This window comes from Mucilaginibacter sp. (genome assembly GCF_039935595.1).
GTDB lineage: Bacteria > Bacteroidota > Bacteroidia > Sphingobacteriales > Sphingobacteriaceae > Mucilaginibacter.
Genome location: NZ_JBDTJZ010000160.1, coordinates 1 through 8,562, shown reverse-complemented (window position 1 = coordinate 8,562; position 8,562 = coordinate 1). Strand labels below are relative to the sequence as shown.

Sequence of the window (8,562 nt, the reverse complement as noted above, 5' to 3'; positions counted from 1 at the left end):
TAAACAGGTACATTAACGATGCTATGGCATAAATAGAAAATTGCAGCTTATTGATACCCTTATCCGGGTAATTCATAGATGACGAGGTATCCAGCAGTAAATGACAGCGCAGGTTGGTTTCTTCTTCAAATTGCTTTACAAACAATTTCTCGGTACGGGCAAGCAGTTTCCAATCAATATTTTTTACAGATTCGCCGTTGTTGTACAGGCGGTGTTCGGCAAACTCAACCGAAAAGCCATGAAACGGGCTTTGGTGCAAACCCGTTATAAAACCCTCTACCACCTGGCGGGCCAGCAGTTCTAAATTGGCCAGTTGCCTTACGTGCTGATCTTCATTAAGCTTTAGCATTTACTAATGTATTAAAATAGCCAGGTGTACACAAATAAAAAAAGCGTTACAATATTGTAACGCTTTTTTTATTTGTGCTTTTTCATTTATGAAAACGAAAGCAGTTGCTTATCTAATTTTTGAGCCAGTACTGATTTTGGTACGGCGCCAATTTGTTTGTCAACAATTTCGCCGTTTTTAAAGTACAATAAAGCAGGGATATTACGGATGCCATACTTCATGGATATGCCGGGATTGTTATCTACATTCACTTTACCTACAACGGCCTGGCCATCGTATTCTTTTGCTATCTCTTCTACTACCGGGCCAACCATTCTACAAGGGCCACACCATTCTGCCCAAAAGTCTACCAATACGGGTTTATCTGATTTAAGTACCAAATCCTCAAAGTTTGAGTCGGTTATTTCTAAAGCCATGATCTTGTGTTTTAAATTATATTTCAAATATATACTATTCAAATTGCTTGCCACAAGTCCCGACCTGACAATCTGACAAAGAAATTACTAACAACGTGCTATTTATTCACGTTTGATTTTGGGGTGACAAAATTTACCTGTAAACATTAAGAAATTTAAACACATCGTATTTTTAAATTTTGTAATTTACCATCATTAAACCTAAACCATGAGCAACCAGCCTATCATCCAGATAAAAAATTTAAATATGTTTTATGATACCAAACAGGTACTCAAAAACATTAACCTTGATATTTTTCCCGGACAAGTAATTGGATACATTGGACCAAATGGCGCCGGTAAATCAACCACGGTAAAAATATTGACCGGCTTGCTTCCAGATTTTTTAGGTGATGTGATCATTGACGGGATGAAAATGTCAGAAAATCCGCAGGAAATAAAAAAGCTGATAGGCTATGTACCCGAAAATGCCGAGATATACGACGTACTCACACCAATGGAGTATCTTGATTTTATTGGCAAGTTGTATGGAATGGAGGAGCCTGTTTTAAGCGAACGTATTATAAAACTGTTAAATGCTTTTGGTCTGGGTAATAATATTCATGACCGTATGGATACTTTCTCCAAAGGGATGAAGCAGAAGGTATTGCTGAGTGCCGGAATTATCAATAACCCGAAAATATTGATTCTGGATGAGCCTTTATCCGGGCTGGATGCCAACACGGTTATTTTGGTTAAGGAGCTCATTATCCGTTTATCAAAAGAAGGCAAAACCATTTTCTACTGCTCGCACATGATGGATGTGGTTGAAAAAGTATCAGACCGGATATTACTGATAAACAAAGGCGAGATCATTGCCGACGGCACATTTGAATCGTTAAAACAAAATCATAGCGATACGCTGGAGCAAATATTCTCAAAACTAACAGGCCGCGAAGAATCGGGTACCGAAACTAATGCCATTATTAACGCGTTTGAATAATGGATAAGATACTCTTAAAGGTTGTGGGTTTATTAAATCCGCTACTTGAAAAAACAGGTGTTAATACTGCACAATTACATGAAATTTTGCGCATAAAACTATTAATGGACAACCGCCGGCCATCTGCTGCATTTGGTAGTCGTAATGCTAAAACAGGTAAAACAAGAAACCCCATTGTGGCAAATATATTTATATTGTTAATGGGTTGCTTTATGTGTATTGTGCTGTTCATTTCAAAAATGCCGCTCACCGGGCAAACGCTTTACTTTTCCATTTTTATGGTGATGATGGCATTAACGCTTATATCCGATTTTTCAACTGTTTTGCTCGATAACCGCGATCAATTTATCATTTCACCACGCCCGGTTAATGATCGTACGGTAGCTATGTCTCGCTTTTTACATATTACACTTTATATTACCCGGATAGCACTATTGCAGGGACTGCCCGGTATATTGATAATAGCTTTTATTGATGGTGTGGCAGCTATACCATTATTCTTTTTTCAGGTTATTGAGGCTACCTTATTAAGTGTACTGTTAGTTAATATGGTTTATTTTATCCTGATAAAAGCAGTACGTCCGCAAAAATTTAAGGACATTATTAGCTATATACAGATAGGTTTTTCAATAACCATATTCGCTATATATTATTTGGTGCCGCGGTTGGTAGGCATTTCGGTATTAAGGCACGTTGATATGCTAAGCCATACATGGACCTACCTGTTACCCCCTGTTTGGATAGCAAGTTTAAATGAGGTTATATTTCATGCAGGTAGGACAAACTTAACCGTTATAGCATTGGCCGCTGTTGGTTTGATCTTCCCGATCATAGGGATATGGTTTGTAGCTAAAGTTTTAGCACCGGGTTTTAATAAAACGCTGGCTATTGTAAGTAACGCCGACGGAAACAGTACTAACATAAAAAAACATTATAAAATTGATTTCAGAGATAAGTTAGCCAATTTGTTAGCTCCGGACCCGATTGAAAATGCAGGATTTAAAATAACCTGGAAACTGGCCGCACGCACGCGCGAATTTAAAATGAAGGTATTCCCGGCTTTTGCTTATATGCCTATCTATTTTATTTACATAACCTTTAACGGAAAAGGCCAAACGTTAAGTGAGAAATATGAACAACTGCAAAATAACACCACCTATATTTTCCTGATCTATTTAACCACATTTGTATTGTCGACAATTTTGCAAAACGTATCACAATCAGCTAAATACAAATCTGCCTGGGTTTATTATACACTACCGATAGATCAGCCCGGGAAAATATTAGCCGGTATGTATAAAGCCATTATTGTAATTTACTTTATACCTTACTACTTAATTATCAGTATAGCTACACTGGTTATATGGGGACCATCAACCTTTAATGATATTTTACTGGCGTTTACCATAAACATTGTTTACGGTATGCTAATGGCGCTATTTATGGTAAAGGGCCTCCCTTTTTCAAAACCGATCATGGTAAAAGCAGGCGGCGGCAAAATGATCATATCCCTGATAATATTGGGATTTATGTTTGCCCTTGGCGCAGGCCATGCATTTATAGCGAAATGGGAAATGGTGGTTTGGTTATTAATTATACCTATGTTATTAATTAACTGGCTCATGTTTACCCAATATAAAAAGCAAACCTGGGATGCTATTGAGTTGGCGGATGTAGATTAACGATAAAGGCCTACAAGTTTAAAAGTGGTAAACTCTTATTTAAGGCGACAAAATTTGTATGCTTAAAATATATAATCGCTTTTATTTATATTTGTATAAAAGGGAATAAAATGACTGTTTTACAAATAACTATACCTGAAAAAAAAGAAAAGGCTGTACGCCTTATATTAAAAGAACTGGGCGTTACTGTAAAAAAAGTAGATGTAAATAATGCTTTGGTTAAAAAAATAAAAACTGCCGTTAGCGAACTCAATAATATAAAGGCAGGCAATGCTCAAGCGAAAAATTTTGACGATTTGCTGAATGAGCTATAATATTAAAACAATTCCTAATTTCGAAAGGGATGTTAAAATATTAAGTAAAAGATACCCTTCTTTTAAATCAGACCTGATCAAGCTAAGAACTTTATTGTTGAATGACCCAAAAAGCGGAACCCCATTAGGTAATTCATGCTATAAGATCAGAATAACTATTGCAAGTAAAAACAAAGGTAAAAGTGGTGGTGCACGTGTAATAACAAATGTCATAGCCATTAATGAAACTCAAGGCATAATATATTTGTTAGCTGTCTATGATAAATCTGAACAAGATAATATTTCAGATAAATATATAAAAGATCTACTAAAAGGGATTGTTTAACAAATCAATTCAACACCGGCTGGCTATTGGTCAAACTAAATATATCAGCCATTAAATCATCGCTTGGGTTTACCTTATAGGTTTTTGAAGGCATTTCAACCAGCATGGCTTCTTCCCTGTCTTTTACCACAAAACGCAGGATGCAGTTTTTCACCGGATATTTTTCGTTGTTAATGGCAATGGCTTCCTGTATGTTGGTTAATAATGAATCATTAACATTATTCAACTCCAATAGCACTGTTAACGATTTGGTGAGCCTGTCGCGCATTTCAGATAGCAGGCAAATGGCCGTTATTTTCATATCCCAGTTATCTTTTTGACGGAACTTTTCTTCAATAACTCCTTTAACATGCAGGAAGTACCCGTTAGCAATGGAGTTTTTAAATTTGATGTAATCCTCGCCGAACAAAGCAAACTCGTACGATTCATTGTAATCCTCCAGCACAAAGGTGCCGAAAGGTTTACCTGTTTTGGTCATTTTATGCTGCACGTTGCTTACCAGGCCACCTATACAAATTTCGCCGCGCTTGCGCAGCTGAGCAAAGGCGGCCATTACTTCTTCGCCACCCTCGCCCGAGCGGGCTTTTTGCATATTCTTTAATTCGCTGATGGTAGTATTACAAAACTTCTCCATCTCAAATTTATAATTATCAAGCGGGTGCCCGGTAAGGTATATACCTATAACCTCTTTTTCATACTTCAGCTTCTCTATCAATGGCCACTCCTCCGCATCAGGCATAGCAGGCTCCGGGATATAAGAGGCTACCGAACCACCAAATAACGACGATTGCGTGGTGCTTTGTGTGTTTTGATAATCGTTGGAGTATTTAATCAAACGCTCTACACCAGTTAACAAACCGTTTTCAGTTTTGGCGAAAAACTGGGCACGGTTCAAGCCAAAGGCATCAAACGCGCCACCATATACCAGGTTCTCGTACGATTTACGGTTTACACTGCGGGTGTTTGACCGTTGTGCAAAATCATATATAGATTTGTAAGGGCCACGTTCGTTACGTTCTTCAATAATACTTTCAACTGCTTTATCACCCACACCTTTTACGCCGGTAAGGCCAAACCGTATTTGCCCTTTTTTATTAACCGCAAATGCCATATCCGACTCATTCACATCCGGACCTAAAACTTCAACACCCATGCGGCGGCACTCCTCCATAAAGAAGGTTATCTTCTCAATATTATTCTGGTTATTTAAAACCGCCGCCATATATTCTGACGGGTAATGGGCTTTTAAATAAGCCGTTTGATAGGCCACAAAAGCATAACAGGTAGAATGCGATTTATTGAACGCGTATTGCGCAAAGGCTTTCCAGTCGTTCCAAATTTTGGTCAGTTTATCTTTAGGGTGACCTTTTGCAGCCGCCCCATCCATAAACTGGGCTTCCATTTTGTTGAGTATATCCAGTTGCTTTTTACCCATTGCTTTACGCAATACGTCGGCATCGCCCTTGCTAAAGCCGGCCAGTTTTTGCGATAAAAGCATCACCTGTTCCTGATACACAGTAATACCGTATGTTTCGCCCAGATATTCCTCCATATCATCCAAATCAAAGGTGATAGGTTCGCGGCCATGCTTACGGCTTATAAAGTTGGGTATATACTCTATCGGCCCCGGGCGATAAAGCGCGTTCATAGCTATCAGATCCTCAAACTTATCGGGCTTTAGCTCGCGCAGGTACATTTGCATGCCATCACTTTCAAACTGGAAGGTGCCGTTGGTATCGCCGCGCTGATAAAGTTCAAAGGTTTCCTGGTCATCCAGCGGGATATAATCTATATCGATGGTTACATCATGATTTTGCTTAATAAGCCTTAACGCATCCTTTAAAATGGTTAAAGTTTTAAGGCCCAAAAAGTCCATCTTAATAACGCCCGCATCCTCAATTACGCGGCCATCATACTGGGTAACCAACAAATCCGAATCCTTAGCGGTAGCTACCGGAACAATATCCGTCAAATCATAAGGCGCAATTATAATACCGGCAGCATGTACGCCGGTATTACGTACCGAGCCTTCCAGTTTCGCGGCCTCGCGCAAAACTATTCCGCGTAAGTCAGTAGCTTTATAAATAGCCGCTAATTCGGGTACCTGGTCAATAGCGCCCTGCAAGGTAATGCCTAAAGTTTCGGGCACTAATTTTTTCAGCGCCGTAACATCTGATAGCGGCATATCCAACACCCTACCCACGTCCTGTATACTGGTACGTGCCGCCATTGAGCCATAGGTAATAATTTGCGCTACCTGGTTTTTCCCATATTTTTCAACTACATAATCAATAACCTTTTGGCGGCCGGCATCATCAAAATCCGTATCAATATCGGGCATTGACTTACGGTCGGGGTTCAAAAACCTTTCGAACAGGAGGTTGTATTTTAACGGGTCAATATTGGTTATGCCTGTACAATAAGCCACCACCGACCCCGCTGCCGAACCACGACCCGGACCAATAAATACCCCGATATCACGACCATGTTTAATAAAGTCGGCTACAATTAAAAAGTACCCGGCAAAACCCATAGTACGTATGGTGAACAGCTCAAAGTTTATACGCTCTTCAACTTCGGGACTTATATCAATATAACGCTCTTTGGCACCCGTAAACGTTAAGTGTTTTAAATATTCCCACTGGTTAAGTGTATCGGCATCAGCCGTAGTATGTATATTAAATTCAGCCGGGATAACAAAGTTGGGCAGTAGTATATCGCGCTTCAACTTCAATACCTCTACCTTATCAACTATCTCATTGGTATTATCCAATGATTCGGGCAGGTCATGAAACAACTGGCCCATTTCGACCTGTGTTTTAAAGTAAAACTGATCATTAGGAAAGCCGAAGCGATACCCCTTGCCACCTTCTTCATCGGTAGCTATCGGCGTACTTTGCATATCGCCGGTATTTACACACAGCAATATATCATGCGCGTTCGAGTCCTGCTGATCCACATAGTGCGAATCGTTTGAACAGATCACCTTAACATTATATTTTTTAGCGTATTGCAACAGCACCGCGTTAACGGTATTTTGTTCGGGAATGTCGTGTCGCTGAAGCTCAATATAATAATCTTCGCCAAACAGGTCCAACCACCACTTAAACTCCTCTTCGGCCTCAGCAGCACTCTTTTTTAAAATAGCCTGTGGTACCGATGCACCTATACAACAAGTAGTAGCAATAAGGCCCTTATGGTATTTTAAAACCAGTTCTTTATCAATACGTGGCCATTTGCTATAAAGACCCTCCATATACCCCAACGAGCATATTTTAACCAGGTTTTTATACCCTTCTGGATTTTTAGCCAGCAATAGCTGGTGGCAACGTACGTCCTTCTTCTCTTTGGTAAATTGCTTTTTATGCCTGTCCTCTACCACATAAAACTCGCATCCTACAATAGGTTTTATATTGTGCTTACCGGCTTCGGCAACAAACTTAAACGCGCCAAACATATTACCATGATCGGTAATAGCCAAAGCTTTCATTCCGTCGGCAGCCGCTTTTTTATATAGTTTTGATATATCGGCAGCACCGTCAAGTAACGAAAATTGGGTATGTACGTGTAAGTGCGAAAAATCGGGCATTTCTAACTAAATTATAGAAGAACACAAATCTACCAAAAAACAAGTTGGCGTTTATGGTTGTTGAAAACTTAGAGAGTCAAGAATCAAGACAAAAAAACTCTTGACTCTTGATTCTTGCTTCCTGGCTCTGCAATTAGCATGCTATTTGTTTATATATTACACACAACTTAAACTCGTTGAAATACATATAAAAATTGGGACGATTTGGTCGTATAGCTTTAAAAACCATTCTTTGGATAATTGCAAGTGTAATCTTTTTGATTTTACTTGTAGTTATTTTAATACAGGTACCCGCTGTTCAAAACTTCGCGAAAAATAAAGCCGTAGCTTTTTTACAAAATAAAATCCACACCAAAGTACAAATAGGCCATATTAGTTTAGGGTTGCCCAAATTGCTGGTGTTAGAGGATGTTTATTTTGAGGATCAGAAAAAAGACACGCTATTAGCCGGTGAAAAACTAAAGGTAGATATCAGCATGCTTAAGCTGCTGCATAATCAGGTTGAAATAAACGAAATAAACCTGCAAGGCATTACCACCCATATTTATCGCGACAGAGATAGTGTTTTCAATTTTCATTATATTATCAAAGCCTTTGCCAGCGAGCAGAAAAAACCGGACACAACAAAATCTACCATGAAATTTTCGGTAGATAAGATCATATTAGACAGGATAAATGTTGCTTACAAAGACCTAACCACCGGTAACGATATAAAATTTGCACTGGGCCATTTTGATACCCGTATCAAGGATTTTGATATGGATAAAATGAAGTTTACTATACCAAAAATAAACTTATCCGGTGTTAATGCGCACATTATACAAACCCCGGCAGGCTCAATCATTAATCAGGTAGCCAAAGTTGATACGGCCGTTAAACCTATTAACATGCAGTTGGATTTGGGT

General features: G+C 39.1%; 8 protein-coding genes. 5 read left to right on the top strand and 3 right to left on the bottom strand.

From position 1 onward, the window contains the following. Positions 1 to 349 (bottom strand): DUF58 domain-containing protein (locus ABI367_RS10875; RefSeq protein ID WP_462230971.1); only part of this gene is annotated, 349 nt, incomplete at its 3' end. A gap of 86 nt (positions 350 to 435) precedes the next feature. Then, positions 436 to 765 (bottom strand): thioredoxin, encoded by a 330-nt coding sequence (gene trxA, locus ABI367_RS10870; RefSeq protein WP_462230969.1) that lies wholly within the window; start codon positions 763 to 765, stop codon positions 436 to 438. Between the two features lie 208 nt (positions 766 to 973). Here trxA and ABI367_RS10865 point away from each other — a divergent pair, with 208 nt between their 5' ends. The 4 genes from ABI367_RS10865 (at position 974) to ABI367_RS10850 (ending at position 4,068) form a co-directional block, all read left to right on the top strand. Beyond that, positions 974 to 1,747: an ABC transporter ATP-binding protein gene (locus tag ABI367_RS10865; protein WP_462230967.1), complete on the top strand. Its 774-nt coding sequence runs from the start codon at positions 974 to 976 to the stop codon at positions 1,745 to 1,747. Continuing rightward, the gene (locus ABI367_RS10860; RefSeq protein WP_462230965.1) at positions 1,747 to 3,429 is read left to right on the top strand and encodes a hypothetical protein; all 1,683 of its coding nucleotides are present in this window, start codon (positions 1,747 to 1,749) and stop codon (positions 3,427 to 3,429) included. Before ABI367_RS10865 ends, ABI367_RS10860 begins: the two co-directional genes overlap by 1 nt. Before the next feature lie 110 nt (positions 3,430 to 3,539). Beyond that, positions 3,540 to 3,743, top strand: coding sequence for a hypothetical protein (locus ABI367_RS10855; RefSeq protein ID WP_462230963.1), 204 nt, complete (start codon positions 3,540 to 3,542; stop codon positions 3,741 to 3,743). Beyond that, positions 3,733 to 4,068 carry a type II toxin-antitoxin system RelE/ParE family toxin gene (locus ABI367_RS10850; RefSeq protein ID WP_462230961.1) on the top strand — a complete coding sequence of 112 codons (336 nt, stop codon included), beginning with the start codon at positions 3,733 to 3,735 and terminating at the stop codon, positions 4,066 to 4,068. Before ABI367_RS10855 ends, ABI367_RS10850 begins: the two co-directional genes overlap by 11 nt. A gap of 4 nt (positions 4,069 to 4,072) precedes the next feature. On the opposite strand, the gene dnaE is transcribed toward ABI367_RS10850, so the two are convergent. Next, on the bottom strand, positions 4,073 to 7,657 hold the full coding sequence (gene dnaE, locus ABI367_RS10845) for a DNA polymerase III subunit alpha (RefSeq protein WP_462230959.1): 3,585 nt from the start codon (positions 7,655 to 7,657) through the stop codon (positions 4,073 to 4,075). 194 nt (positions 7,658 to 7,851) lie between these two features. Between dnaE and ABI367_RS10840 the strand changes: the two genes are divergently transcribed. After that, positions 7,852 to 8,562, top strand: a 711-nt coding sequence (locus tag ABI367_RS10840; RefSeq protein ID WP_462230957.1) for a DUF748 domain-containing protein, incomplete at its 3' end; no start/stop codon positions are given.

Bases quoted from the DNA above. Each gene is read 5' to 3' on its own strand.
- ABI367_RS10850 (WP_462230961.1), top strand. From the start codon at position 3,733: ATGAGCTATAATATTAAAACAATTCCTAATTTCGAAAGGGATGTTAAA.
- ABI367_RS10855 (WP_462230963.1), top strand. From the start codon at position 3,540: ATGACTGTTTTACAAATAACTATACCTGAAAAAAAAGAAAAGGCTGTA.
- ABI367_RS10860 (WP_462230965.1), top strand. From the start codon at position 1,747: ATGGATAAGATACTCTTAAAGGTTGTGGGTTTATTAAATCCGCTACTT.
- dnaE (WP_462230959.1), bottom strand. From the start codon at position 7,657: ATGCCCGATTTTTCGCACTTACACGTACATACCCAATTTTCGTTACTT.
- ABI367_RS10865 (WP_462230967.1), top strand. From the start codon at position 974: ATGAGCAACCAGCCTATCATCCAGATAAAAAATTTAAATATGTTTTAT.
- trxA (WP_462230969.1), bottom strand. From the start codon at position 765: ATGGCTTTAGAAATAACCGACTCAAACTTTGAGGATTTGGTACTTAAA.